This window comes from Corynebacterium sp. HMSC073B01 (genome assembly GCF_001838255.1).
Taxonomy (GTDB): domain Bacteria; phylum Actinomycetota; class Actinomycetes; order Mycobacteriales; family Mycobacteriaceae; genus Corynebacterium; species Corynebacterium jeikeium_D.
Genome location: NZ_KV836186.1, coordinates 202,292 through 226,659 on the forward strand (window position 1 = coordinate 202,292; position 24,368 = coordinate 226,659).

The following is a 24,368-nucleotide window of genomic DNA, read 5'->3' on the forward strand; positions in this document are numbered from 1 at the left end:
CTTTTTGGTTAATAAATGCACCCCCGGTGTGGGGTCAGCCGTGCCTGTTTACGCGACGGCGACGTCCATCTCGGTGAAGAGAGCCCGCAGGCGGGTTTCGATATCGTCGATAAGCGACTGCAGCTCATCGTCTGTGAGACTGTCCGGATCTGCGACATCCCATTCCACGTAGCGGTCGCCGGGGACTGCTGGTGTCTCGTCGATGCCCATGAGCACGACAACATCGGCGCGGTGGGAAACGCGGGGAGTAATCGCCTTTTGGGTGAGGCGTGAGGTGTCCACGCCACGGTCGTGAAGAGCCGCGACGACGCGAGGGTTCAGGCCATCCTCTGGATTGAGGCCGATAGTGCGGATAAAGACTTCGTCACCAACCAGGTGGTAGGCCAGGGCAGTGGCAATCTGGCTACGGCCGGAACCGCGACTATCGGCAAAGAGAATCTCTTGGCGCGGGGCGAAGTCCTTGCATCCGCTCGCGGCCTTGATGCGTTCGGTGGCCTCGCGTTCGGCGAGGACGGGGAGGAAGTTAGTCACCTTCGCAGAGTTGGACAGCTCTGCAATGACATCGTCGAGGATGGAATCGATGGTCGCAGCATCGCAGGCTGCACCGTAGAGCCGGTGAAGGTCCTCGCGGACAATGGCAAATGATTTACTAAGAACGGATGCGGTAGTCATGGCGTCGGAGCCTCTCTGTGAAAAAGTAATCAGGGGTATTAGGGATAAATCAATAACTTAGTTAACCTGTTGTTAACCTTGAGTTTACCAAAGTATTCGGTAGTTGTATACCAGTGCTTCTGCCTATCCAGGCAGTTTTCTTGGGGTAAGTGGCAAACATCGATTCCCAGCGCCTTAAAATGTCCAACTATGGAACAAGTCTCACCTTCGACGAAGACCCCGACCGTTGCCATCCTTGATTACGGCTCCGGTAATTTGCGTTCAGCTGAGCGCGCTGTGGCCACCACGGGTGCCGAGGTTATTGTGACCGCCGATCCGAAGACCGTGATGGAGGCCGATGGTCTGCTCGTTCCCGGCGTCGGCGCCTATGCCGCATGCATGGAGGGTTTGCATCGAGTACAAGGGCCGCGCCTGATCGGCTCTCGACTCGCAGGTGGTCGACCAGTGATGGGAATCTGCGTCGGTATGCAGGTGCTCTTTGACCGCGGCGTCGAGTACGCCGACGGCATCCACGCAGCGGAGACCGACGCATCCGCAGCTGTCACCGGCACCCCGGGTTGTGGTGAATGGCCCGGTACTGTCGAGCGTCTCGAGGCGTCGATTCTGCCGCACATGGGCTGGAACACGGTTGAAGTACCGGAAGGCTCAAAGATGTTTAAGGGACTGGAAGATCAGCGTTTTTACTTCGTCCACTCCTACGGTGTGCGCAAGTGGGACCTTAATACGGATTCTCGCATCGCTCCGCCGCTGGTGACGTGGTCTGCCCACGAATCCGATCGGTTTATCGCAGCCGTGGAAAACGGTCCGCTGTGGGCCACGCAGTTCCACCCTGAGAAGTCTGGTGAAGCAGGGTTGAAGCTGCTGCAGAACTGGGTGGACACGCTGTAGTTGCCCAATCGGTAGTATCTGCCCTAACCGCACTACCTGGTAGGTGGCGGAATTTCGCCACCTAGACCACCTATACTGAGATAACTAGCAACAAGCGTCGTGGTGACTATGGCCACAACGCCCAAAGTCGAAGAGAGTAGAGCCCCCATGAGTTTGACCCTGCTGCCCGCTGTAGACGTAGCCGATGGCCAGGCTGTGCGCCTTGTTCAGGGTGCTGCTGGAACCGAGACTTCCTACGGTGCACCGCTGGAAGCTGCCATGAATTGGCAGAACGCAGGCGCTGAGTGGATCCACCTGGTCGACCTCGACGCCGCGTTTGGTCGCGGTTCGAACTACGACCTGCTTGCCGACGTTGTGGGCAAGCTCGACGTGAAGGTAGAGCTCTCCGGCGGTATCCGTGACAACGCTTCGCTCGAAGCTGCGCTGGCCACCGGCTGCGCCCGTGTCAATATTGGCACCGCCGCACTGGAGAATCCGGAGTGGTGCCGCGAGGTTATCGCCAACTACGGCGACCGTGTAGCCATTGGTCTGGATGTTCTTAACGAAGAGGGGCAGTGGCGCTTGCGCGGCCGCGGCTGGGTCTCCGACGGCGGTGACCTCTGGGAGGTGCTGGAGCGCCTGGATGCTCAGGGTGCATCCCGTTTCGTGGTGACTGACGTCTCCAAGGACGGCACCCTGCAGGGGCCGAATGTGGAACTGCTGCGCGAGGTCGCTGCTGCTACCGATGCTCCAATCGTCGCTTCCGGCGGTGTCAGCAGCCTGGACGACATTGCAGCTATTGCCACACTGGTCGATGAGGGCGTTGACTCCGCAATTGTGGGTAAGGCGCTCTACGCAGGGCGTTTCACCCTGGAAGAGGCCCTGGCAGTAGCTCGCGGCTAAAAAGAACACTTTCGTGGCCGGACCGGGGAGACGTCGTCAAGCGAAAGCGTTAACGAGCAAACGGCACCCCGGCTGAGACGGCGGATGAAGGACTTAGAAAAGTATGGATGCCCTGGAACCGCGGGCGATGCTCGCTATTGCTGAAGCGGCGCTCGATGAGGTTGAAGGCCTGTTCACGCAGCAGGTGGGCGCGGACCCGGTTGTCATGAAGCCGCGCGGAGATTTCGCGACGGAGACTGACCTGGAAATTGAGCGTCGTCTGCGCAAGCTCCTCACGCAGTATTCTGGGCTGCCCGTCTACGGCGAGGAATTCGGTGGCAAAGTCCCCGAGGAACATACCGCCTGGGTCATCGATCCGATTGACGGCACCACGAACTATTCCAACGGTTTTCCGCTGTGTGCCATGCTGCTCACACTCATGCATGAGGGGGAGCCGGTGGTTGGTATTACCTCCATGCCTCTGCTACGCCGGCGTATTACCGCAGCTAAAGGTAGCGGCACGTTCGTCAACGGCCGTCGCGTCAACATCGACGCCGAGGCCGGCCGCCCGGTTTCGATTGCCTTCGGGTCCGTCATCGCGAGTACCGACGGCACACTCCCGCGCAAGTGGCGTCAACTGCTGCTGTCAAAGGTGGGCGAACGCTATCCGACGATCCGAATTACTGGCTCTGTCGGAGTGGACTTGGGTTCCACCGCGATGGGGGCATTCGGCGGCACCGTGACTTTCTCACCGCATGTGTGGGATAACGCAGCTGGTGTACTTCAGATTTCCGAAGCCGGTGGCGTGGTCACAGACTTGGCGGGCAATCCTTGGCGGCATGATTCCGTAGGCGTGCTGGCGGGAACTCGCGATGTTCATGCCACGCTGCGGTCGATTATTGACCAACTGGGTCGTCCGGAGACTTTCCGGAGCTAAACCGTGGGCGACGTCCCGAGCTGGGTGGTTGCGCAAACCGTCGATCCACAACTTTGAGCTAACACGAGGAGAACTTAAAAACTATGTCTCTGGCAGTACGCGTGATTCCTTGCCTGGATGTCAACAATGGGCGGGTCGTCAAGGGGGTTAACTTTGAGAATCTCCGTGATGCCGGCGATCCGGTGGAGCTGGCTCGCCGCTATGGCGAGGAGGGCGCTGATGAGCTGACCTTCCTGGATGTCACGGCTTCCAAGGATGGCCGTGGCACCATGCTCGACGTGGTGCGTCGCACCGCAAGTGAGGTCTTCATTCCGCTGACGGTCGGCGGTGGCGTGCGCAGCGTCGAGGATGTCGATCAGCTGCTCCGCGCCGGAGCTGACAAGGTCAGTGTCAATACCGCTGCGATCGCACGTCCAGAACTGCTCAGCGAGCTGTCGCGCCGCTTCGGTGCGCAGTGTGTCGTCCTGTCGGTGGATGCCCGCCGCGTTCCCGAGGGAGGCACGCCGCAGCCGTCGGGCTTCGAGGTGACGACGCACGGTGGTTCACGCTCGGCGGGGATCGACGCCGTCGAGTGGGCACGCCGCGGCGAGGAGCTCGGGGTCGGCGAGATTCTGCTGAACTCCATGGACGGCGACGGCACCAAGGACGGTTTCGACCTGGAGCTTCTGGAGAAAGTCCGCGCTGCCGTCGACGTCCCGGTGATTGCCTCTGGCGGTGCGGGCAAGGCAGAGCACTTCCCGCCAGCAGTGCGCGCCGGCGCCAACGCGGTGTTGGCCGCATCCATTTTCCACTTCGGCGAGGTCAGCATTGCTGAGGTTAAGGAAGAGATGGCCCGCGAGGGAATCGAGGTGCGCCAGTGACTGGTCTAGCCCCGGGCGCTGCAGCTCACGGCGCCGGCGACGATCCGCGTGAGTACACGCTCCCAGCAGATATCGCGAACATCGCCAAGTTCAACGCTGACGGCTTGATTCCCGCTATTGTGCAGGAGGAATCCACTGGCCGCGTGCTCATGATGGCGTGGATGGATTCCCACGCACTGGCATATACCATCGCTACCAAGCGCGGCACCTACTGGTCGCGCTCCCGGTCCGAGTACTGGATTAAGGGGCTTACTAGTGGCCATTTCCAGACCGTGACATCGCTGGCGTTGGACTGTGATGGCGATACCGTGCTGATGCAGGTAGTGCAGGACGGCGCGGCATGCCACACTGGCTCGCATAGCTGCTTTGACGTGCATCCCGTGTTCGAGGACTAGGCAGTCAACCCCGGCTGCCGAGGTGGGGATTTCGTCGTCAATCGCGCCCACCTCCGGTGAAGTCCGGGGTTAAGTGATGTGCAATCCGGGTGCGTGGCACAATAGCGGCTATGACTCGTATCACCATGACCACGCGTGAGCGCTTTCGTGAACTGGCTGCACACCATCGGGTCGTGCCCGTGGTTCGCAAGGTTTTGGCGGACGGCGAAACGGCGCTGTCGGCCTACCGCAAGCTCGCGGCCGATCGTCCCGGCACTTTCTTGCTGGAGTCCTCCGATGTGGGGCAGTCGTGGTCGCGCTGGTCATTTATCGGTTGCGGCAGTCGTGCTGCGCTGACGGTGGATGATGCGGGGGAGGCAACCTGGATTGGCAATGCGCCGTCGGGTGCGCCAGAGGGCGGAAATCCGTTGGATGCTCTGCGTCGCACGCTGGAGCTGCTGCACACGGAGCTTCCGCTTGCCGACGATGCCTCGGTACCCAAGCTCACCTCTGGTCTCGTTGGCTACTTCGGGCATGACATTGTCCGCTACATCGAGCCACAGCTGCCGGATACCACTGACAATGATTTGCAGATTCCTGAGCTCATGCAGTTGCTGGTGGAGGACCTGGCTGCTTTTGACCACCACGAGGGCGTGCTGTGGCTGATTTCTAATGCAGTGAACTGGGACGGCTCGGATGAGCGGATTGACCAGGCGTATGACACCGCCTGTGATCGGGTCAATGCGATGGTGGAGCGGCTGTCGGGGTCCTCTGATCTGCGTCCGGCGGAAATTAGCTTCCCAGAGCCGGTGATTCGTCGCCAGCGCGCCGCCGACGACCACATGGATCGTATTGAGCGTTGCAAGGACCACATCCGAGCTGGTGATGCGTTCCAGATTGTGCTCTCGCAGCGGTTCGAGATGGACACGCAGGCGTCAGCATTTGATATCTACCGCATCCTGCGGGTTTCCAATCCGTCGCCCTACATGTTCCTGGTCAACGTTCCAACCAAGGACTTCTCCGCTACCGCTTTTCAAATTGTCGGTTCCTCCCCGGAATCACTCGTGGCAGTTCAGGGCAGTGAGGTCATCACCAATCCCATCGCGGGCACACGTCCGCGCGGTGCCACGGTGGAGCAGGACAATGCGCTGGAAGCTGATTTGCTGGCAGACGAGAAGGAAAATAGTGAGCATCTGATGCTCGTTGATCTTGGCCGCAATGACCTCGGACGTGTCTGCCGCCCAGGCAGTGTTGTTGTGCACGACTTCCGTCATATTGAGCGCTACAGTCACGTTATGCATCTGGTCTCTACGGTCACCGGCGAGCTTTCCAGCGACGCCACTGCCGTCGACGCGTTCGCGGCCACCTTCCCAGCGGGAACGCTGTCGGGTGCGCCGAAGCCTTCCGCGCTGAGCATTATCGACAAGTTCGAAGACACGCGTCGGGGTGTTTACGGCGGCACTGTTGGATACTTTGACTTCCGGGGCAATACCGATCAGGCAATTGCCATCCGCACAGGTGTGAAGAAGGGCGATACGGTCTATGTTCAGGCTGGCGGCGGAATTGTCAGTGACTCTGACCCGGTGGCAGAGGATGAGGAGACCCGCAACAAGGCCGCGGCCGTGCTGCGAGCTGTCGCGGCAGCTGAGACACTAGTCCCAGCGGAAAGGAGCTAGGTTTTCGATGAAGTCGACAACGATGCTCTCCGGTGGCCTCATTGGTGTGGCCGCAGCGGGAATGTGGTTGTGCAGCCGTAGTGCGTGGCTGACGGTCGATACTGTTGATGACAAGTCCGGTCCAGCGACCACAGATTTGGTGGGCGCAGTCTGGGCTCCAGAGTTGACGTCGATTGCGCTGGCAATGGTGGCTGCACTGTTTGCCACCACCATTTTGGGCTCACTGGGGCGCCGTATTGTCGGTGGCCTCGCGGCGCTGCTCGCAGTTGCGGCGTCGTGGACTCCGATGACTCTGCTTGCCAGCGGAGAAGACGGGGTGGATTCCCAGCGGGCACTGGATTTGTTGACGTCGGGAAGCGCCTCACAGCGCGCCAGTGATGCGGTGACTGTGGCAGACTGGGCGCAGATCTCAGCGATTGAAGTGCATGCGATGGGGCCGGCTCTGGCCTTGCTGTGCTGCGCATTGGCGCTGGTCGGGGCGGTATTGTTGGTGCGTCGACCGGGTACTGTGAAGAAGCAGAAGTCCAGCGCGTATGAGACCCCGGAGGTACGCCGTCAGCGTATCGCTGAGGATCTGGAGGAAGACCCGCAGTCGGGTCGAGTTCTGTGGGATGCTTTGGATGCCGGTGTAGATCCTACGGATCTGGATAAGGAGTAAGGCTGTGGCTAACGTTCTGGACAAGATTATTGAGGGCGTGCGGGAAGATCTCGCTTCTCGGGAAGCCAAGATTTCCTACGGTGAAATCAAGGAGCTCTCGCTGAAGGCGCCGTCGCCAATTGATGCCGTGGCGGCACTGGCTAAGCCCGGGGTGCAGGTGATTGCAGAGGTCAAGCGTGCCTCTCCGTCGAAGGGAGAGCTGGCTGACATTCCTTCGCCGGAAGTTTTGGCGGCAGAGTACGAGCAGGGTGGCGCGGCTGTCATTTCCTGTCTGACTGAGGAGCGCCGCTTCCGCGGTTCACTCGCCGACCTCGATGCCGTGCGCCGCGCGGTCAACATTCCAGTGCTGCGCAAGGATTTCATCGTCACTCCGTACCAGGTCCATGAGGCCCGCGCACACGGTGCCGACCTGGTGCTGCTGATGTGCTCCGCTTTGGATCAGCCGACGCTGGAATCCCTGCTGGATCGCACCGAGTCGCTTGGCATGAACGCTCTGGTTGAGGCGCACACCGAAGAAGAGGTCGAGCGTGCCGAGGCCGCTGGTGCCAAGATCCTCGGCATCAACGCCCGCAATCTAAAGACCCTCGACGTGGATCTCTCCGTGTACGAACGCCTTGCGCCTATGTTGCCGGATCATGTTGTGAAGGTGGCAGAGTCCGGTGTCAAGGGGCCGGAGGAACTGCGCTACTACGCCTCCCACGGCGCCGACGCGGTACTGGTGGGCGAGGGCCTGGTTACCGCGGGCAAGCCGGGTGAGGCTTGCCGACGTCTCGTTGCCGCCGGTGTCCACCCGACACTCCGCAGCGAGTAGTGATAGACCGCAGTTGCGATAAGCAGCTGTACCGCGCTGCGAACTGCGCCTAGTTTGGTTGCGTGTCACACCTGTTGTGCTGGCACACCACAGTTTCTTAGGCCTTATGTCCCCGCAACCGGTGGGGATAGTCCACAATAGATAACTGTGAGTGACCAAGATTTCAAGAATCATGATGCCCGCGGTGACCGCCTGCCCACGATGGGTGAGGTTATCGCGGAGACAACGAACCACGAATCAGATGCCATTGGGCACTGGGGTAAGTGGGGCGGCCAGTTTGTGCCGGAGGCGCTGATGGCCGTTATCGGTGAGGTCACCGATGGCTACGCGAAGGCCCGCGTTGATCAGGATTTTCTCGATGAGCTCGACCGGCTGCAGCGTACTTATGTCGGACGTCCCTCGCCGCTGTACTACGCGGAGAAGTTCTCCGCTGATATCGGCGCTGATGTCTGGCTAAAGCGCGAGGATTTGAATCACACCGGTAGCCACAAAATTAATAACGTCTTGGGCCAGGTTCTGCTTGCCAAGCGCATGGGCAAGAAGAACATCATTGCCGAGACCGGTGCCGGCCAGCACGGTGTCGCAACCGCGACTGCCTGTGCGCTGCTCGGCCTTAACTGCCGTATCTACATGGGCAAGGTCGACGCAATCCGCCAGCGTCTCAATATCGCTCGCATGCGTTTGCTTGGTGCCGAGGTTATCGAGGTCGAGATTGGCTCGAAGACTCTCAAGGACGCAATCAATGAGGCCATGCGTTTTTGGGTTTCACACGCCGATGACACCTACTACTGCTTCGGCACTGCAGCCGGCCCGCACCCGTTCCCAACAATGGTGCGCGACTTCCAGCGCATCATCAGCGCCGAGGCACGCCAGCAGATCCTTGCGGAAACCGGCTCGCTTCCCGACGCTGTCGTGGCCTGTGTCGGCGGCGGTTCTAATGCGATCGGCGCGTTCCACCACTTCATCGATGATGAATCGGTTCGACTTATTGGCGCTGAAGCTGGCGGTGACGGTGTTGAGACCGGTCGCCATGCAGCACCGATTTCGGCCGCCGGTAATCCGGGTGTGTTCCAGGGCTCCTTCGCCGCCCTGATGCAGAACGAGGACGGCCAGATTACAGAGTCGCACTCGATTTCCGCGGGTCTGGATTACCCGGGCGTGGGCCCGGAGCACTCGTACCTGGCCGATATTGATCGCGCCTCCTACCTGCCGGTGACCGATACCCAGGCGATGCAGGCATTCCAGGATCTGACTCGGATGGAGGGCATCCTGCCCGCTATCGAGTCCGCACACGCGGTGGCTGCCGCCCGACTCATCAGCGGTGATCTGAATGAAGAGCTGGGCCGTAAGCCGCTGATTATCGTCAATGTTTCCGGTCGCGGTGACAAGGATGTCGACACCGCTGCTAAGTGGTTTGATCTGATGGAGGAGTCCTAAATGAGTCTGAGTGACGTCTTTGACAAGGTCCGTGAGGAAAACCGCGCAGCATTTATCGGCTACTACCCAGCGGGTTTCCCGACCACCGATAAGTCGATTGAGAACATCAAGGCGATTGTCGACGCTGGCGCCGACATCATCGAGGTTGGTCTGCCTTTCTCCGACCCGATGATGGATGGCCCAACCATTCAGGATGCCGCCAACGTGGCTTTGGATGCGGGTTTCCGCACCCGTGAGATTATGCGTGTGGTCCGCGAAGTCACCGAGCACGGCGGTACCTGTGTGGTCATGAGCTACTGGAATCCGATTCTCCAGTATGGTCCAGAGCGTTTCGCCGAGGACTTGGCCGCCGCTGGTGGTCGTGGCACCATTATCCCGGATCTTATCCCCGAGGAGGCCGGCCAATGGCAGCGTGCAGCTGAGGCCAATGGTCTGTCCAACATCATGTTGGTGGCCCCGTCATCGACCAACGAGCGTCTGCAGCTAACTGCCACCGCGTCGACCGGCTTCGTCTACGCCACCAGCCACATGGGTGTCACAGGTGCCCAGGCTAGCGTCGACTCGGCCGCCGGCAAGTTGGTTGCCCGCACGCGCGAGGTCACCGATACACCGGTGTGCGTCGGTTTGGGTGTCTCCAATGGGGCACAGGCCGCCGAGATTGCCGAGTTTGCAGATGGCGTGATCGTTGGCTCAGCACTGATCAAGGCCGCGATGAAGAGCACCGATGACCTGGTAACGCTCGCCCGCGAACTCGCCGCGGGCGTACGAGGAGAGAGCTAGCGCATTTATGAGTTCCACCCTTGTTCTCGCTGAAACTGCAACGACGTATCTGGCCAACATTCCCTCTCCGCCGCAGGGGGTGTGGCAGTTAGGGCCGCTACCACTGCGTGGTTACGCGATTTCCATCTTGATTGGCGTACTCGTCGGCATTTACTGGATGCAGCGCCGCTACGCGGCCAGGGGTGGAGACCCGGAGTTAGTCCTCGACATTGCCATTGCGGTTATTCCTGCGGGCATTATCGGCGGCCGTCTCTACCACGTCGCCACCGACTGGGAGAAGTACTTCGGCCCCGGCGCCAATCCCGCCGATGCACTGAAAATCACCAATGGTGGCCTCGGCATCTGGGGAGCGGTGGCGCTAGGAGTGCTGGCTGCGTGGGCGGTCGCTAAGTGGCGAAAGGTGCCGTTTGCGCCAGTTCTTGACGCGGCCGCACCCGCGATCATCCTTGGACAGGCCATTGGGCGTCTGGGCAATTGGTTCAACCAGGAACTCTACGGTGGCCCAACGTCACTTCCGTGGGGCCTGGAAATTTACCAACGAGTTGATGAGTTTGGCCGGGTCGCCCCTGTCACCGGAACGTCGACAGGCGAAGTGCTGGCCGTGGTGCATCCAACGTTTCTCTACGAGATGGTGTGGAACGTCCTCGCCTGTCTGGTCATTGTGTGGGCGGACCGAAAGTTCAAGATGGGCGGAGGACGCGTCTTTGCGCTCTATGTCGCGGCCTACACTTTGGGGCGTTTCTTCATTGAACTCATGCGCGTCGATGACGCAACGCTGATATTCGGTGTGCGTATTAATAACATCACGTCGCTCGTGGTCTTTTTCTGCGCTGTCATTGCTTTGTGGATTCTGCGGTCCAAGAGCCGCGAAACCGCAGCTGAAGTCAGGGGAGAGCGCGAGGCTGCTGAAGCTCACAGTGCTTCCAACTGACGCATAGCCCGTTAAGGGACTAGGCTGGAGGCCGTGCTTAGACGAACGAAGATTGTATGTACCCTCGGTCCAGCAGTTGCTTCGCTGGAGGGGATTACCGGGCTGGTCAACGCCGGCATGGATGTTGCCCGCCTGAATTTCTCTCACGGTGAGCATGAGGACCACGCTCAGAACTACCACTGGGTGCGTGAAGCATCCGACGCTACGGGACATGCCGTCGGTATTCTCGCCGACTTGCAGGGACCAAAGATTCGCCTCGGTCGTTTTAAGGAAGGCTCGACGTATTGGGCTGACGGCGAGATTGTCCGCATCACCGTCGACGATGTCGAAGGCACGCACGACCGCGTCTCCACCACGTACAAGAATCTCGCTGACGATGCCCGTCCGGGCGATCGCCTGCTTGTCGACGACGGCAAGGTGGGCCTGGAGTGCATCGAGGTAGATGGCAACGATGTGGTGTGCCGTGTCATCGAGGGCGGTCCGGTCTCGAACAACAAGGGTGTTTCCCTGCCGGGGATGAACATCTCGGTGCCGGCTCTGTCAGAGAAGGATATCGCCGACCTGCGCTTCGCTCTGAAGCTGGGAGTCGACTTCATCGCGCTGTCCTTCGTCCGTTCGCCTTCCGACGTCGAACTGGTCCATGCGGTCATGGATGAGGTTGGCCGTCGTGTCCCGATTATCGCCAAGCTGGAGAAGCCAGAGGCAGTCGAGTCTCTCGAGGCCATCATCCTGGCTTTCGATGCCGTGATGGTCGCCCGTGGTGACCTTGGTGTTGAGGTGCCGTTGGAAGATGTTCCGCTGGTTCAGAAGCGCGCTATTCAGATTGCCCGCGAGAACGCCAAGCCGGTCATCGTCGCCACCCAGATGCTCGACTCCATGATTTCGAACTCGCGCCCGACTCGTGCGGAGGCCTCCGACGTGGCCAACGCTGTGCTCGATGGCGCAGATGCCGTGATGCTCTCGGGTGAGACCTCGGTTGGTAAGTACCCGCAGTCCACGGTTAAGACCATGGCTCGCATCGTCACCGCCGCTGAGCGCGAGGGGGAAGTTCCTGCGCTGACCCACATGCCTCGCACGAAGCGTGGTGTGATTTCCTACGCAGCTCGCGATATCGGTGAGCGCTTGAATGCCCGCGCTATGGTTGCTTTCACCACCTCGGGTGATACCGCTCGCCGTGTGGCACGCTTGCACTCTCGCCTGCCGCTGCTGGTATTCACTCCGAATCAGCAGGTTCGTTCGCAGCTTGCGCTGACGTGGGGTGCGGAGACCTTCTTGGTGCGCGAGGTTAACAGCACGGATGAGATCATGCAGGTCATCGATGAGCAGCTCTTGACCATGGAAAACTACAACGCTGGCGACACGCTGGTCGTTGTTGCTGGTACCCCTCCAGGAAATGAGGGCAATACCAACATGATTCACGTCCACGTTATTGGCGAGGACGCTCGCTAGCTCTCTGGCGCGTTAGGAAAAGCCGGTAAGCCCTTTTGGGGCTTACCGGCTTTTTGCTTGGAGCCTTTCGACCTGGGCTGTCGGGCTGTTCGGAGGGATCATTGCGCTGTGCGCGGTGGCAAGCGGCCGGCACGCAGCCCTTACTGTGCCAAGTAGGACAGTACGGCGGCAGCGGCGGCAGAAGTCGCGGAGGTAGCCGTCGGCTCGAAGTCCGGCAGGAATGTCGGCATGTGATTCGACGGTACGTCTTCGACCACGCGGTCGGCAGCAACGGCGGCTTCCCACGTATCCCGAGGTGTGGCGCCAACAGTCCAGTAGACATATGGGCAGTTCAGCCCACGCGGCAGGTCTGAGAAGTCCTCCGACGCGGTCCACGGCACAGCATCGGTGGAATCGTCGCCGAGCACAGCGTCCATGACCGGGCGAATCGTGGCAAACGCCTCCGGATCATTGTCAGTGACTTCGCCGTGATCGGAGTACTCAATCACAGGCTCAACCTCAGTGCCGGAAGCCAGGCACTCGCCACGAACAACGCGCTCAATGCCCGCAACGAGCTTCGCGCGCACATCGTTGGAGTAGTAGCGAATATTCAGCATAATCTTGGCCTGGCCGGGGATTGTGTTATTCGAATTGCCGGACTGCAGCGTGCCGACGGACAAAACACCAAACTCGTGGGGAGGAATCTCGCGCCCCACAATTCCTTGCAAGCGCAGAACGATTGCGGCAGCCAAGTACGTCGGGTCAATGGCGTTGTGCGGCATAGATCCATGTGCGGAGCGACCTGTCAGCGTGATGCTAATGGTGTCACAGCCAGCAAGTGCCGGGCCGGGCATGGTCATTACCTGACCTGCGGGGCCGGGAACAATGTGCTGGCCGAAGCACACATCTGGGGTGGGGATGAGGTCTGCCAGGCCGTCGTCAATCATAGCCTGTGCACCACAGGCTAGTTCCTCGGCGGGCTGGAACAGGGCAATGAAAGTACCCGACCACTCAGACTTAGTTGCTGCCATCAGGCTAGCCAGACCAAGACCGGCCGTCATGTGCATGTCATGGCCACAGGCGTGCATGACGGCGGTGGCAGAACCATCGCGGGCGGTACCGGTGGCAGAGGAAGCGAAATCCACACCTGTTTCCTCGAACACCGGAAGCGCATCGATATCAGCGCGGAACAGCACGGTAGGGCCGGGGCCATTTTCCATGACACCAACGAGGCCGTGACCACCGATTCCCTCATGCACTGTGTAAGTGCCCATGTCGCGAAGAGCACCGGCCAGATACGCGGCAGTTTTCTCCTCCGCCTGAGATAGCTCCGGGTGCTGGTGCAGGTAGCGGTAGATTTCCCACTGCCGGTCCAATGGCACTCGATGGGCGGCGATGAGGTCGCGAATGCGGCTCAGTCGTGCTTCATTGTTGCTCACCTGGTTTAAGACTCCTAACTTCTCTCTACTCTGTGCCAGAGAACTACAGCCGCGACCCGTCTTCAACGAGCGGGTTGTATTTCAGCGAGTTTGGCTGGCACTGGCACTCGGTCGCAATGTGGATGCTGTCCGAGATCTTTCCGGTCTCCCGTAAACGGTACATCTCCGGGACAACGCGGTCTCGCAGATCCCATGGGGAGATGGTGTTCAGATAAATCTTGGTGCCACCTTCAAAGCCGGCCAGGTTCGAGGTGCGCCACTTAATCATTACGCGCCACGGCATGCGGGCATCCAAATCGACAGGGCGGTGGTGCCATTCCTCGTTACACGGAATAGTGGGGCCGGCAGCTGCATGACATGCGTGAATCAGGTCCGACATTGCGTCGATCTCAGCCCGGGTTTGCAGCCACGGTTCGCAGACATCTGACTTCGAGAAGATCTCCAGCGTCGGGTACCGGTGTCCGAATCCTGCGAAAGCCACCGCGTGCTCGTTTTCCGCGATAACCAGGTTGTGGCGGGCCGCATAGTCCACTGCGTATTCGTTGTAGATATTCGGGTTCTTGCGCACCGCCTGTACTTCGCGCTTGAGCTGCTCACCGTGCTCATCGATGGCCACAAGCTGCTTGTGCAAGTGATCGAAGCTTGCGCCTGCCGGTTTTAGCCAGTTTTGGAAAGCGGCCACATAACGCACGTAGCGGTTACGTCGGTACAGGTCAGCAATCGACTCGACGGTAAACGCAATAAGTGCGCGGTGCTCGGCAACACTCAATGTGCCAGAAGAAGCCAGCTGATTATCGTGGGTAGCGCCGTCGACAAAGTGGCGACGGGCAACAATCACATCGTGGCCGCCGGCGAAATAGCTTGGGGCGCGGCGCAGCAATTCCTCGTCGGAAAGCGCGCTGATTTCCTCTTCACTGCGTCCAGCGGCGCGGTAGCGCGTGCGAATGATATTGAGCACGTGCTCGCGGCCCTTCGGGTCATCGAGGTAGGCCTCCATACGTTGCTGAGTTTCGCGGTCGGGCTCGAAGCCATAGTTTTCCGACCAATAGTCATAGGAGACGATCTCGAACAGGTTGGGCACGCGGCGGAACTCCGCGGTGGTGTCGAAGAGCTGGTCGGGCAGTACTCCGGTCACCGTGCTGTAGCCGCCGAATACCGATTCGTCGAGGACAACGCGGGCCTTCTCCGGCGGGGTTTGCAGCAGGTTGTTCCAGCCAAAGGAGTCGCGGGATCCAAAATCCTCCTCGCTCAATGGCTGCGGATCCGTGTGCTTAATTCCCAACGGCCGATTTCCACGACCTGGGACTGTCCACACCTGGGTACCGGAAAAAGGATTAACTTGCTTCACCGTGCCGTCGGCAAGCGTGATGAGGGGATTGCTGAAAGCCTGCATAAGTCCAACACTACGTCTTTGCTGGCGGTCGGCGCGCCAACGTAGGGGGACAAGGGCTTGACGACGGTTAGCTATTGTCTGGCCGTCTCGCGTGGCTTAGCCTGTGAAGTTATGTCGAAGATTGTTTTTCACTGCCTGGTGAAGCCGACCGAATCGGAGGCGCTGGCCGAGGCATTTCGTACCAAGTTGAGTGAGTTTGACCGCGCCGGGCGAATTAGTGACGTGGATGTTTCGGTGGCGTCGGCGGACACGGACGCGCAGTTGGTGGAGCAGTGGGAGCGTGAGAACCCGAAGGAGCCGTTGGGGGATAGGAAGGTATTCCGTTATCTCTTGAGCTTCGATCAGCACGGCGGTTCTCTCAATGAACTCGCTATGGACCTCTCTGAGCTACTGACTCCGCGTGCAGAATTGCCCCCGGACCCAGTGCTGCGTGAGTTCGACGAAATGCTCGAATCTGTTGCGACGTATCCCTGGAATGTTGCCGTATTTAGGTAATATCCTACCTAATTCGTGAAAAGTGTAAGCCTCCACAGAGTCAGTGATTGGCTTGGCCAACGGGTGTAGCGCGAATCGCTACGAGTTTTCCCAGCAATATGCCGTTGTATAATTATGTCCGCTTCAATATCTACAGTTGCCCAGTCCTTGTGCACACAACCTGTGCCACCGAGTTACGGCAACCGGAAAGTGGTTTACAACCGCTGACGGTTTGTTCTTCGTGGGCGCCATAATGGTTTCGCAGAGAGGTTTATTTTGAATATCGAGCAGAAGGTTTCGGGACTCTATGACCAGATTCTCACCCGAAACGCCGGTGAGCCGGAGTTCCACCAGGCAGTGGCAGAAGTTCTGGAGTCGCTGAAGGTCGTCCTGGAAAAGGACCCACACTACGGTGACTACGGCTTGGTTCAGCGTCTGTGTGAGCCGGAGCGTCAGATCATTTTCCGCGTGCCGTGGGTCGATGACCAGGGGAAGGTCCAGGTCAACCGTGGCTTCCGTGTTCAATTCAACTCTGTGCTGGGCCCGTACAAGGGTGGTCTGCGCTTCCACCCGAGCGTGAACCTCGGCATCATTAAGTTCCTGGGCTTCGAGCAGATCTTCAAGAACTCCCTGACCGGCCTGCCGATCGGTGGCGGCAAGGGTGGCTCCGACTTTGATCCGAAGGGCAAGTCCGAGCTGGAAATCATGCGCTTCTGCCAGTCGTTCATGACAGAGCTGCACCGCCACATCGGTGAGTACCGTGACGTCCCGGCCGGTGACATCGGCGTCGGCGGCCGCGAGATTGGCTACCTGTTCGGTCAGTACCGCCGTATGGCCAACCAGCACGAGTCCGGCGTTCTCACCGGTAAGGGCCTGACCTGGGGCGGTTCCCTGGTTCGTACCGAGGCCACCGGTTACGGCTGTGTCTACTTCACTGAAGAGATGATGAAGGCCAACGGTGCCGACATCAACGGTGCCAAGGTCATCGTTTCCGGTTCCGGTAACGTCGCCATCTACGCCATTAGGAAGGCTCAGGAGCTCGGCGCTACCGTCGTCGGTTTCTCTGACTCCTCCGGTTACGTCTCCACTCCGAACGGTGTCGACGTCGAGCTGCTGAAGGAGATCAAGGAAGTTCGTCGTGCTCGCGTCTCCGAGTACGTCGCTGAGGCTGAGGGCGCTGAGTTCCACGAGGGTGGCAACATCTGGGAGCTCAAGGCTGATGTCGCACTGCCGTGTGCAACTCAGAATGAGCTCAATGGCGAGTCCGCCAAGCTGCTGGTCGACAACGGCTGCCGCTTCGTTGCTGAGGGCGCAAACATGCCGTCCACTCCGGAGGCTATCGAGGTCTTCAAGGCCAACGGTGTCCACTTTGCGCCGGGCAAGGCCGCTAACGCCGGTGGTGTTGCTACCTCCGCTCTGGAGATGCAGCAGAACGCTACCCGCGATTCCTGGTCCTTCTCCTACACCGATGAGCGCCTGAAGCGCATCATGACCAACATCTTCAAGAACTGCGAAACCACCGCCGCTGAGTACGATCACGAGGGTAACTACGTGCTCGGTGCCAACATCGCAGGCTTCAAGAAGGTCGCTAACGCAATGCTGGCTCAGGGCGTCATCTAGTCTGCTAACGTTTCCGCTTTACGACGGATCCTCGGCGACCCCGCCCGTCGAAAAGCCAAAAAGCCCACGCTGTAAACTCCCTCCTATGGAGTTATCAGTGTGGGCTTTTGTCTTTATCGTGGCAACGATTTTCATCGGGGCTCTGATGCAGCGAATAGCCGGTATGGGACTCGGACTGTTGGGAGGTCCGGTCCTCTCACTGGTTGCAGGTCCCGTAGCAGGAATTTTGATTATTAACGTGCTCGCATCGGTCAATGCGATCATGCAGACCATCTCGGTGCGAGAAAACGTCGATTGGAAGAAGTTCTGGCTGATTGGCCCGGTGATGGCCTTAGGTGCGCTGCCAGGCGCCTGGGTGGTTCACAACACGCCCAGCGGGCCACTCCAGGTTCTGGTCGGCGGGCTCGTGCTACTCGCGCTGCTAGTGACATCCTTTATGCCTCAGCGCATGCGTGTCGACGGCCCACAATACGCCGTTGCCTCAGGCGTGGCCGGCGGTTTTATGAATACCCTGGCCGGCATTGCGGGCCCAGCCATTACCGTTTACGCACAGGCTTCCCGTTGGCCAGCGCAGACATTTGCAGCCACCCTGCAACCGCTCTTCTTTGTTTCCGGCGCGTTGTCCTTGCTGTTCAAGGAAATCAGCGGTGACGTATCTGTCTTCGCCACCACACCGGTTATCCTCTGGCCGCTGTGTTTGGTTGCCATGATTGTGGGTATATTTTTGGGCACTCGCGTTTCCCGACGAGTGCCCATTGTGCAAGCCCGAAAGCTCGCGGTCATTCTGGCGACTACCGGCGCGGCAGTCACTATGTTTCGCGGAATCTCCGCAACTTTTGGCGCTTAGGCTTGCTGTTACTTCAACAGCGAAGACAGGAAGTTGCGGGTGCGCTCGTGCTGCGGATTACCCAGCACCTCATCCGGGGTGCCTTTCTCCACGACCACGCCGTCAGCCATAAACACGACCTGGTCGGCGACTTCGCGGGCAAAGCCCATCTCGTGCGTCACGACGACCATGGTCATGCCCTTATCGGCCAGACCACGCATGACGTTGAGAACCTCACCGACGAGCTCGGGGTCAAGAGCGGAAGTCGGCTCATCGAAGAGCATTAGCTTCGGCTCCATGGCCAGGGCTCGAGCAATGGCAACACGCTGCTGCTGACCGCCCGAGAGCTGAACAGGGTAGGCATCGGCCTTGTGAGCCAGACCAACAGTCTCCAGCAGCTCCATGGCACGCTTTTCAGCCTGCTCCTGAGAGACGCCCTTTACCAGCACTGGTGCCTCGGTGATATTTCCCAGCACCGTGCGGTGCGGGAACAGGTTGAAGTTCTGGAACACCATGCCGATATCGCGACGCTGACGGGCAGCTTCTGCGGCGGAAATTTCGTAGAGGCTGCCGTTCTTTTCGCGGTAGCCAATCAGGGAACCGTCGACGTAGAGACGGCCGGCATTGACCTTCTCCAGGTGGTTGATGCAGCGCAGCAGTGTGGACTTACCGGAGCCCGAAGGCCCAATGAGGCAGGTAACCGTACCGCGTGGAACTTCCAGGTCGATGCCCTTGAGGACCTCGAGACGGCCGAAGTTCTTCCGAACCTTTTGCGCCTCAACCATCAAATCTTTGGTAGTCATTTACTGCGGATCCTCTCGGTAGAAGTGCTCTTCGTCCTTATCGACAACGCGAGCATTTGCAAGCGGCACACCTTCGGCGTCGGCAAGCGCGGCCAGCTGGCGGGCGGTGAGCTGACGGGTAGCGCCGCGGGCGAAGTAGCGCTCAAGGTAGAACTGTCCGACCATCAGAATTGATGTGATGACCAAGTACCAGGTGGCGGCGACAAGCAGCATCGGCACCGGCAGGAACAGCGCATTGGCGATGTCCGTGGAGCGGCCGTAGAGTTCCAGCGAGAACGGCACTGCGATGACCAGCGAAGTGGTCTTCAGCAGGGAGATGAACTCGTTGCCCGTCGGCGGGATGATGATGCGCATAGCCTGTGGCAAGATGGTGCGGCGGACAGTCTGCCACCAGCTCATACCCAGTGCCTTCGATGCTTCGGTCTGGCCCTCCGGGACAGCCTGGATGCCGGCACGGACAATTTCAGCCATGTATGCGGACTCATTCAAGCCGAGACCGACGAACGCTAACACAAAGGTATTGGACAGGACGGTGCTGAGATCAACCTCGGCAACGCCCAGGTCAATCGTCGAGTAGATAGTGCCGAGGAGGCCCCAAAAGACCAGCTGCACGTAGACCGGAGTTCCTCGGAAAACCCACAGGTAGAACCAAGCAACAGTGGACAGCACGGGGTTGTCCGACATTCGGAGTACGGCGACGATGGCACCGCCGACGATACCGATGAGCATGGCCAGGACCGTTAGTGCAATGGTCCAGCCAGCGGCAGCGGCGATTCGTGTGTCGAACAGGTACTGGAAGTAAACATCCCAGTGGTAGGCCTCGTTGCGGGCGGCACCGATGATGAACCACAGGAAGAGCACAAGCAGCACTGCTGCGGTGATCCAGCGACCCGGGTGCGGCAGCGGTTTGGCCTTAATTTCTTCGTTGAGTTCCGCCTGTGTGGCCTCGTAGCGGGCGCCAGACGCAGATGAGTCGCTCACTTAAAGTTCCTCTCCGTTAATAGTGGCGCGTTCCAAAGCACCGTCTTCCAAACCCCATGTGGTCAGGATTTGCTTGTACTGGCCGTTGTCGATGAGGTACTGCAGCGCCTGCTGGAGTACTGGGCCGAGTTCTGAATCCTTCGGAATAGCGAAGCCGAACGGGGCACCATCGTAGATATCTCCGGCAAGTTCGAGTTTGCCCTCAGAACGATTGACCGCGTAGGCACTGACTGGTGAGTCAGCTGCCAGCGCGTCAGCACGCCCCAGCACCACGGTGGTAGCTGCGGTACCAGCATCCTGGTAGGCCAATTTGTTAATTGGTGGCAAACCGCGATCCAGACAATCCTGATTCTTTACCGGCAGGTCCTCCATGTCAGCGACGGTATTGCGCTGAACAGCGACAGTTTTGCCACAGTAGTTGTCGGAGCTGGCGTCGCTGCCCGGGCGACGTGCCCACTGCAGGCCGGTATCCAGGTAGTCGACGAAGTCGTAGGTCTTGCGGCGCTCCTCGTTTGAGGTGAAGCCGGAGGCACCAACATCAACTGCGCCGGCCGACAGGGCCGGCAGAATCAGTGCGAAATCCTGTTCTTGGATTTCCAGCCGCAGATCCAGGACGCTGGCCATGGCCCGCATGAGGTCAATGTCGAATCCGATGATGGAACCGGCGGAATCCTTAAACTCTGCCGGGGCGAATGTTGGGTTGGTGCCGATGCGCAATACTTCGCGCTTACGAAGATCTGCTGGGACCTGTTTCGCCAGTTCGGGGACCGCTGCCGGTTTGATCTCTGACCAGCCCTCGGGGTTACCGCTTTCGTCATTGGTGACGCAGCCTGTAAGCCCTAAGAACAAGGTCGCAGTCAGCGTGGCAGCCGCCAATGCGATGGGTCTTTTCATATCTGAATATGTTACCTAGGCACAGGAATACCTTAAATTCGGTACCCCTATTCAGCTGCGTCTTAGGCTGGTGCAGGAAAACCGCACACTTTTCAGACTTCCCGGGGAATAGTCAGCGCCGGTTTTCTAGTTCGCTTCAGCTGCAGCAAAGCCATTGCCAGTGACGTCGAGCGGGCCGACCGCGCCGGAGGCCGGGTCGCTCAGCGCAGCATCGCGGACAGCCTTCGCCACGGCCGGCATGACGCGCGAATCCAGCGCCGACGGGATAATGCGGTCGGCACTCAGGTCTTCTACGCCAACATTTGCAATGGCCTGAGTAGCAGCCAGCTTCATGGCCTCGGTGATCCGTTTGGCACCCGCCTCCAGTGCGCCACGGAACAGACCCGGGAAGGCCAGCACATTATTAATCTGGTTCGGATGATCCGAGCGGCCAGTGGCCACGACGGCTCCGTACTTGCGGGCGACTTCCATCGGAATCTCCGGAATCGGGTTGGCCAGCGAGAACAGAATCGGGTCAGCGGCCATTTGGCTAATCGCATCCTCGCCGATACGGCCGGCAGAGACGCCGATGAACACGTTAGCGTCGACAAGCGCATCGTTGATCGAGCCGGTGATACCGCGTGGGTTAGTCATGCCGGCGACCCACTGCTTGATGTCGCTCAGTGGCTCGCGGTCCGGGTGGATGATGCCGCGCGAATCGACGACGACGATGTCGGACACGCCAGCGGACAGCAGCATCTTCGTCGCAGCGACACCAGCGGCACCAGCGCCGGAGATGACCACGCGGAGATCCTGGAAGCTGCGACCTGTCAGCTTGCAGGCGTTGATCAGGCCGGCGGCGATGACGATGGCGGTGCCGTGCTGGTCGTCGTGGAAGATGGGGATGTCGAGCTCTTGGTCGAGACGCTGCTCGATCTCGAAGCAGCGAGGCGCGGAGATGTCTTCGAGGTTCACTCCGCCAAACGACGGCGCCAGCGCCTTGACCGTCTGGATGATTTCCTCTGTATTGAGGGTATCCAGGACGATTGGCACAGCGGAGATGCCGGCGAACTGCTCGAAGAGCTGGGCTTTTCCTTCCATCACCGGTAGCGCGGCCTTGGGCCCGATGTCGCCAAGGCCAAGCACGGCGGTGCCGTCGGAAACCACTGCGACGTTCTGGCCGGTCCAGGTGTAGGTGCGGGCCAGAGCCGGATCTTCGTGGATGGCCTCACAGACGCGAGCGACACCTGGGGTGTAGCCGATGGAGAGGTCGCGAATTGTCTCGAGCTTCATGGTGGAGTGGGAGCGGAGCTTGCCGCCTCGGTGTGCCTCAAAGATTTCCGCATCGGTGATGGTCGACGGATCTGTGGGGGCGGTGTCCTCCGGTACTGCGTGAAGTGGCGTCTTAGCGGAGTTCGCGTTCGCAGTGTGGGCGGAGGAGCTAGAGGGGGAATTCGCAGCAGGCATGATGACAGTCCAAAACGTGTTGAGTACTGAGTACTTTGTACTTTGAGAAAACTCGACCGCGGCGTGAGCTGCTGGTGGGCAGTGCGTAAAGCCGGGAGCAAAGCTTGGCAGGTGATACGTAGTGGTGTGCGTAAAAACTAAACCAGTCTTGCTATGCGGGATTGGTATCTCATTATATGGACGGGGAGTGGAAAATAAAATTTTTGCGGTTGGGGGGAGCGGGGATTTGGGAAGTGTCGTGGGGCTGGCGGCCGCGGGCGTGATGCCGGAACCCCGGCTTTTGCCGAGTTCGACGAGTCCTGCCATGGCGTCATCTATGTCAAGAGCTACGCTGCTGTGTTGTTTGCGATGAAGGTGTGCACCGGGGCTTGCTCGGAAGCGTCTTTGTTGGGAAGTGCCTTCGGTGGGGCGTCTATGTGCTGTCGGGTTCCATATAGGCGGCTGTCGTTGGGGGCTCCACGCCTTGGCCGCTTTTGGCCTTCTATTGGTTTGGAAAATGTTGGCGATATTATTTGCCGATATTGAGCAAGCGCTGGCCGGGGTTGAAGGTTAGTTTTTAAAGAGATTAACCAGTTCCAAGCCCTGTTATATGGGGTAGAGGCCTGGTTTTTTCTTACCTTCAGTGGTGCCGTATGGTTCGCGAATCGAAAATATTTGTGTAGTGCGGAAAGTTGAGTCCGGGGTTCCTGAGATAGTTCCAACTGACGACAGAGAGCTGTTCGTTTATTGCAACTTCTACGCAGGAGGCTTCTTACGATGTCCAATTCCACTTTCCCCCAGAACCCGCAGAGCCCACAGAACCCGTATGGCTCCCAGAATCCGTATGTATCCCAGGATCCGCAGGCTTCGCCGGGGCAGCAGTACTACCAGCACAACCCGCAGGATCCGCTCGGCCAGCAGTCCTACCCGCAGGGTCCGTCGGCAGCGGGGCAGGTGCCTCCGGCTCCGAAAGAAAAGAAGAAGGGTGGCTGCTTCAAATGGGGTGGTATCGCCGCGGGCGCTGTCGTCGTTCTAGCTGTGGCGGCCAGCTTGACTGGTGGCGGTGACACTGACGCGGGTTCCGATTCTGAAGCTGCGTCTCTCTTTGGCTCGGAGACTGCCGTTGCGGCTGATTCTGGGACTGTTGAGAATGCCGATTTCGCTGAGGCACCCGAGGCAGGTGCAGATGAGCAGCAAGGTCAGACGGGGGAGCAGCAAAAGCAGGATGAGAAGGTCTCGACTGAATACAAGAATGCTCTCCGCAAGGCAGAGATTTACGCGAATCGCATGCACATGTCGAAGGCCGGTATTTATGATCAGCTGACCTCGGAGTATGGCGAGAAGTTCTCACCGGAGGCTGCCCAGTATGCAATGGATAACCTTGAAGCGGACTGGAATAAGAACGCACTGGAAAAGGCGAGAATCTATCAGGATTCGATGGCAATGTCCCCGGATGCGGTTTACGAGCAGCTGACGTCGGAATACGGCGAGCAGTTTACTCCGGAGGAAGCTCAGTACGCGGTGGATAACCTGTAGCAGCGGCTTCGTTTATTGATGACGCCAATTGGCCAGAGTCCAGTTGGATGCCTGCTGCAAAAGGACGGCTTCCGCTTCACCAGAATGCATTTGCTGCACACTGAACGGCTGCTGGTGAAGCGGAAACCGTCTCGGCAGTTTTAATGCGTGACCGGGCAGTTGAGCGAGTGTCTGCAGCACAACTTCGGCGCGGTACAATTCGTGCCGTTTATCAACCGCGCCCGCATCGGCGACCGCGGCGGCAAATCAGAAGTAACCGCGACACTGCGCCGCTACGCAGTCGCAGCACCTATCTTGCAGAAGACATCGCTGAGTTTCGAGTCTCCATCACAGAAGAGCAGCGGCAAGCTTTGTTGAGCGGGATTTCCGAGTACTCCGATGGCGATGAAGAAGTTTTCAGAGCGTATGCTCGCCTGTTGAAATCATCGGACTCAAAAGCCATGGAGTAGCCACATTCGCGGGGTGCGAGTCCCCGCCATGGCACTGCCCCGTTCGCTCAATCGGTAGTGGCGGGGTTTTCTTATGCCCAAAAACAGATTCACCCAGGAGTTAACGCAGGATTCAACGTGCAATAAGTGGCTCTTTTTTGGCTCATTTTTGGTGCAAAATACCCGTGAAAGTACGTGAAAGTGGGGTTAAGTGACAAAAAGTGTGTCTGATTTTC

The 24,368-nt window shown here is 59.2% G+C and carries 24 protein-coding genes; 17 read left to right on the top strand and 7 right to left on the bottom strand.

Going from position 1 to position 24,368, the window contains the following annotated elements; all coding sequences use genetic code 11:
* Window positions 1-48: 48 nt before the first annotated feature.
* The gene (locus HMPREF2849_RS10075) at window positions 49-672 is read right to left on the bottom strand and encodes an arsenate-mycothiol transferase ArsC (RefSeq protein WP_016422948.1); all 624 of its coding nucleotides are present in this window, start codon (window positions 670-672) and stop codon (window positions 49-51) included.
* A 189-nt stretch (window positions 673-861) separates the two neighbouring features.
* Between HMPREF2849_RS10075 and hisH the strand changes: the two genes are divergently transcribed.
* The 12 genes from hisH (at window position 862) to pyk (ending at window position 12,334) form a co-directional block, all read left to right on the top strand.
* On the top strand, window positions 862-1,560 hold the full coding sequence (gene hisH / locus HMPREF2849_RS10080) for an imidazole glycerol phosphate synthase subunit HisH (RefSeq protein WP_016422947.1): 699 nt from the start codon (window positions 862-864) through the stop codon (window positions 1,558-1,560).
* A 147-nt stretch (window positions 1,561-1,707) separates the two neighbouring features.
* On the top strand, window positions 1,708-2,442 hold the full coding sequence (priA, locus tag HMPREF2849_RS10085; RefSeq protein WP_016422946.1) for a bifunctional 1-(5-phosphoribosyl)-5-((5-phosphoribosylamino)methylideneamino)imidazole-4-carboxamide isomerase/phosphoribosylanthranilate isomerase PriA: 735 nt from the start codon (window positions 1,708-1,710) through the stop codon (window positions 2,440-2,442).
* Window positions 2,443-2,545: 103 nt separating this feature from the next.
* Window positions 2,546-3,358 carry an inositol monophosphatase family protein gene (locus HMPREF2849_RS10090; protein WP_049170313.1) on the top strand — a complete coding sequence of 271 codons (813 nt, stop codon included), beginning with the start codon at window positions 2,546-2,548 and terminating at the stop codon, window positions 3,356-3,358.
* Between the two features lie 83 nt (window positions 3,359-3,441).
* On the top strand, window positions 3,442-4,218 hold the full coding sequence (hisF, locus tag HMPREF2849_RS10095; RefSeq protein WP_005510401.1) for an imidazole glycerol phosphate synthase subunit HisF: 777 nt from the start codon (window positions 3,442-3,444) through the stop codon (window positions 4,216-4,218).
* Window positions 4,215-4,613, top strand: a complete 399-nt coding sequence (hisI, locus tag HMPREF2849_RS10100) for a phosphoribosyl-AMP cyclohydrolase (protein ID WP_005510296.1) — start codon at window positions 4,215-4,217, stop codon at window positions 4,611-4,613. Before hisF ends, hisI begins: the two co-directional genes overlap by 4 nt.
* Window positions 4,614-4,723: 110 nt before the next feature.
* The gene (locus HMPREF2849_RS10105) at window positions 4,724-6,268 is read left to right on the top strand and encodes an anthranilate synthase component I (RefSeq protein ID WP_070566043.1); all 1,545 of its coding nucleotides are present in this window, start codon (window positions 4,724-4,726) and stop codon (window positions 6,266-6,268) included.
* A gap of 7 nt (window positions 6,269-6,275) precedes the next feature.
* A complete protein-coding gene (locus tag HMPREF2849_RS10110) occupies window positions 6,276-6,926 on the top strand; it encodes a TIGR02234 family membrane protein (protein ID WP_069359163.1) in 651 nt (216 codons plus the stop codon).
* Window positions 6,927-6,930: 4 nt separating this feature from the next.
* Window positions 6,931-7,737, top strand: coding sequence for an indole-3-glycerol phosphate synthase TrpC (trpC, locus tag HMPREF2849_RS10115; RefSeq protein ID WP_069359162.1), 807 nt, complete (start codon window positions 6,931-6,933; stop codon window positions 7,735-7,737).
* 147 nt (window positions 7,738-7,884) lie between these two features.
* Window positions 7,885-9,174: a tryptophan synthase subunit beta gene (trpB, locus tag HMPREF2849_RS10120; protein ID WP_005510336.1), complete on the top strand. Its 1,290-nt coding sequence runs from the start codon at window positions 7,885-7,887 to the stop codon at window positions 9,172-9,174.
* On the top strand, window positions 9,175-9,954 hold the full coding sequence (gene trpA / locus HMPREF2849_RS10125; RefSeq protein WP_016422940.1) for a tryptophan synthase subunit alpha: 780 nt from the start codon (window positions 9,175-9,177) through the stop codon (window positions 9,952-9,954).
* 7 nt (window positions 9,955-9,961) lie between these two features.
* Window positions 9,962-10,885, top strand: a complete 924-nt coding sequence (gene lgt / locus HMPREF2849_RS10130) for a prolipoprotein diacylglyceryl transferase (RefSeq protein ID WP_048734621.1) — start codon at window positions 9,962-9,964, stop codon at window positions 10,883-10,885.
* A 33-nt stretch (window positions 10,886-10,918) separates the two neighbouring features.
* Window positions 10,919-12,334: a pyruvate kinase gene (gene pyk, locus HMPREF2849_RS10135; protein WP_016422938.1), complete on the top strand. Its 1,416-nt coding sequence runs from the start codon at window positions 10,919-10,921 to the stop codon at window positions 12,332-12,334.
* A 140-nt stretch (window positions 12,335-12,474) separates the two neighbouring features.
* On the opposite strand, the gene HMPREF2849_RS10140 is transcribed toward pyk, so the two are convergent.
* On the bottom strand, window positions 12,475-13,752 hold the full coding sequence (locus tag HMPREF2849_RS10140; RefSeq protein WP_070862947.1) for an amidohydrolase: 1,278 nt from the start codon (window positions 13,750-13,752) through the stop codon (window positions 12,475-12,477).
* Between the two features lie 43 nt (window positions 13,753-13,795).
* The gene (locus tag HMPREF2849_RS10145; RefSeq protein WP_016422936.1) at window positions 13,796-15,145 is read right to left on the bottom strand and encodes a DUF4921 family protein; all 1,350 of its coding nucleotides are present in this window, start codon (window positions 15,143-15,145) and stop codon (window positions 13,796-13,798) included.
* A gap of 111 nt (window positions 15,146-15,256) precedes the next feature.
* Here HMPREF2849_RS10145 and HMPREF2849_RS10150 point away from each other — a divergent pair, with 111 nt between their 5' ends.
* The 3 genes from HMPREF2849_RS10150 to HMPREF2849_RS10160 all read left to right on the top strand — a co-directional run bounded on the left by HMPREF2849_RS10150 (window position 15,257) and on the right by HMPREF2849_RS10160 (window position 18,086).
* Window positions 15,257-15,640, top strand: a complete 384-nt coding sequence (locus HMPREF2849_RS10150; RefSeq protein ID WP_042388759.1) for a hypothetical protein — start codon at window positions 15,257-15,259, stop codon at window positions 15,638-15,640.
* 255 nt (window positions 15,641-15,895) lie between these two features.
* Window positions 15,896-17,239 carry an NADP-specific glutamate dehydrogenase gene (gene gdhA / locus HMPREF2849_RS10155; RefSeq protein WP_070605600.1) on the top strand — a complete coding sequence of 448 codons (1,344 nt, stop codon included), beginning with the start codon at window positions 15,896-15,898 and terminating at the stop codon, window positions 17,237-17,239.
* An 85-nt stretch (window positions 17,240-17,324) separates the two neighbouring features.
* Window positions 17,325-18,086, top strand: a complete 762-nt coding sequence (locus HMPREF2849_RS10160) for a sulfite exporter TauE/SafE family protein (protein WP_042388756.1) — start codon at window positions 17,325-17,327, stop codon at window positions 18,084-18,086.
* An 8-nt stretch (window positions 18,087-18,094) separates the two neighbouring features.
* Here HMPREF2849_RS10160 and ehuA read toward each other — a convergent pair whose 3' ends face one another.
* The 4 genes from ehuA to HMPREF2849_RS10180 form a co-directional block, all read right to left on the bottom strand.
* A complete protein-coding gene (gene ehuA / locus HMPREF2849_RS10165) occupies window positions 18,095-18,868 on the bottom strand; it encodes an ectoine/hydroxyectoine ABC transporter ATP-binding protein EhuA (protein ID WP_016422932.1) in 774 nt (257 codons plus the stop codon).
* A complete protein-coding gene (locus HMPREF2849_RS10170; protein WP_369707174.1) occupies window positions 18,869-19,786 on the bottom strand; it encodes an amino acid ABC transporter permease in 918 nt (305 codons plus the stop codon).
* 63 nt (window positions 19,787-19,849) lie between these two features.
* The gene (locus tag HMPREF2849_RS10175; RefSeq protein ID WP_016422930.1) at window positions 19,850-20,743 is read right to left on the bottom strand and encodes an ABC transporter substrate-binding protein; all 894 of its coding nucleotides are present in this window, start codon (window positions 20,741-20,743) and stop codon (window positions 19,850-19,852) included.
* A 126-nt stretch (window positions 20,744-20,869) separates the two neighbouring features.
* A complete protein-coding gene (locus HMPREF2849_RS10180; RefSeq protein ID WP_016422929.1) occupies window positions 20,870-22,189 on the bottom strand; it encodes an NAD(P)-dependent malic enzyme in 1,320 nt (439 codons plus the stop codon).
* Between the two features lie 756 nt (window positions 22,190-22,945).
* Between HMPREF2849_RS10180 and HMPREF2849_RS10185 the strand changes: the two genes are divergently transcribed.
* Complete coding sequence (locus HMPREF2849_RS10185) at window positions 22,946-23,704, top strand: Ltp family lipoprotein (RefSeq protein WP_083317208.1); 759 nt, start codon at window positions 22,946-22,948, stop codon at window positions 23,702-23,704.
* Window positions 23,705-23,851: 147 nt separating this feature from the next.
* A complete protein-coding gene (locus tag HMPREF2849_RS10190; protein WP_049190013.1) occupies window positions 23,852-24,061 on the top strand; it encodes a hypothetical protein in 210 nt (69 codons plus the stop codon).
* The last annotated feature ends 307 nt before the right edge of the window (window positions 24,062-24,368 follow it).